Here is a 1,882-nt window from a genome sequence, read left to right as displayed (position 1 = left end):
TCCGGGCCATCATCATGATCGGCTTTGGGGAAATGACGTAATTGTTCAATCAACGTGGTCTGGCTGGCGTGCAGGCGGATCAAGCCATTCACCATATGCGGCTGCAATGATTCGATACGTAACAGCTTATCGGTGTGAGGTATAACGGCGCGGGCTGGCACCGGTATACCGGCGATGGCTGAACGCTTGATGAGCTCGGTACGCAAGAACTCCTGAAACTGCACGGTTTCAATGCTCCACACCAGACAACGATAAACCTTCTGCAACTCGATAATGTCCGAGATTATCTTATCGGGCACCCGTTTGCGGATGGCTGCCTCGACCACATCAAGAATCCCCGTGTGACGGTTAAAGCCGCCGACCAACAAGGCGGAAGGGTCACGGCTGGCCCCCTGTTTACCCAGGCTAGGGTCACAAGCCCCGTAGAAAACCCACTCAGCAAGCCGGTTAACCCAAAAATGAAACACCCCTTCACCGGCAAAAATCGCATCTTCACCGCTGACCGGATCATTCTGATATTCAGCGTCAAAGGTGGCATGACCATCACGCGCACGAATAAGCATCAAGGCGAGGATAGGACGCGCCGACCAGGACACAATGGCCCCCTCGTCCATCTCTTCACGATGTTGCTGATAGTAGGCGTTGGCCAGCACCTCACCATCCTGACCGTTGTTGCGTAGAATTTCTTCCCACTTATCCCACAGCGACATGTTGTCTGGCCAACGAATCAGGGCTTTAAAGCGGGCGACACGCCACAGCGGGTTTTTGAGGGTACGGGAAAGGACAGAATCATAGTGCAGGATAGTCCCGATGTAGATCACATCGAGCTTACCACCCGCCGTTCCCAGCGGTAACACGGTCTTCTTCAGCCAGTTTTCCAGCTTCTCGCGTTGCTCCGGGCTGCGGACTTGCTCGTCATTCTCGATATCATCCAGCACGACCAGATCAGGACGGTATGGCCCATGGCGCAAGCCGCGCAGTTTCTTACCCGAACCGGCGACCTGCACCTTGATATCGTTGCGGGTCAGGATTGTCCCCATCTGCCACACACGGCCTGCGCCACAGACATCAGGGAAGTCCATCAACAGACGCGGGTTGTACACCAGTTCCGCCTTGATGGCTTCAAGCATCGGATAAGCCTGGTCAATGGAGTCCATTACGATGACCGGGTAATGCTTGATGCCACAGATGATTGTCCACAGGACAAAGAGCTGACTGACAAGCGTAGATTTGGCTTCACCACGCGGGGCGGCTATCGCATCGTTCTCACCCTTGGGACTGGCGACAATTTCCGGCAGGCGACTGAACAGATATTTATGCAGTTCGCTTTTGTCTTTATGGCGCACATAATGCGGGAAATAGCTCTCGATAAAGAACTCATAGCCCGTCACCGGGTCTTTTACCTGCTGGTGACGTTCAGCCACAGCAGCAGCTGAGGGGTCAAAACCCACATCCTCGGCCTCAATGGTTCTGCGCAGACTGGCTGCGAGGTCTGCCAGCTCACTGGCAAAATCACGCGCGGTGAATTTCTTCGCCATAGGGCTATTCCAACGCCTTATTGATTTCGTTAATCAGACGGTCACGACCTTGATGTGCCGTTTCGCCATATCCCGTATAAATTGACTGATGAATCAGCGCTAGACATTGATTCACCTTTTGAGCATTTATCTGGGAAGCTACACTGAATGCGTTCTTATGGGCGTTAGTTAATAACGCCCGATAGTCATACTTATCCATAGTGCTTCTCCACTTCATCACCAAAGGGCTCTAAGATTTCAACGAACGCCGCTAAATGCTGAGGGTGCTTCTCAGAAATAAAGATGCTGAGTTTCTGGAGTACATCCAGCGCAGTAGCCAACTGGCTGGTTTCCGGCAATATCTT

General features: G+C 52.8%; 3 protein-coding genes. All 3 read right to left on the bottom strand.

Translation table 11 applies throughout. The features are described from left to right. The coding region (terL, locus tag AEP37_RS23550; protein ID WP_049615604.1) for a phage terminase large subunit at window positions 1-1,538 on the bottom strand (1,538 nt) is incomplete at its 3' end. A gap of 4 nt (window positions 1,539-1,542) precedes the next feature. Continuing rightward, entirely contained in the window at window positions 1,543-1,737 is a 195-nt protein-coding gene (locus AEP37_RS23545) for a hypothetical protein (protein WP_049615603.1), read from the bottom strand. After that, on the bottom strand, window positions 1,730-1,882 hold a 153-nt coding region (locus AEP37_RS23540; RefSeq protein ID WP_049615602.1), incomplete at its 5' end, for a DUF1804 family protein. The genes AEP37_RS23540 and AEP37_RS23545, both read right to left, overlap by 8 nt.

Source organism: Yersinia pekkanenii, from assembly GCF_001152565.1.
In the GTDB taxonomy this organism is placed as follows: domain Bacteria; phylum Pseudomonadota; class Gammaproteobacteria; order Enterobacterales; family Enterobacteriaceae; genus Yersinia; species Yersinia pekkanenii.
Note: the sequence above shows the minus strand (reverse complement) of the source record. Positions and strands in the feature narration are given on the sequence as shown.

Bases quoted from the DNA above. Each gene is read 5' to 3' on its own strand.
- AEP37_RS23545 (WP_049615603.1), bottom strand. From the start codon at position 1,737: ATGGATAAGTATGACTATCGGGCGTTATTAACTAACGCCCATAAGAAC.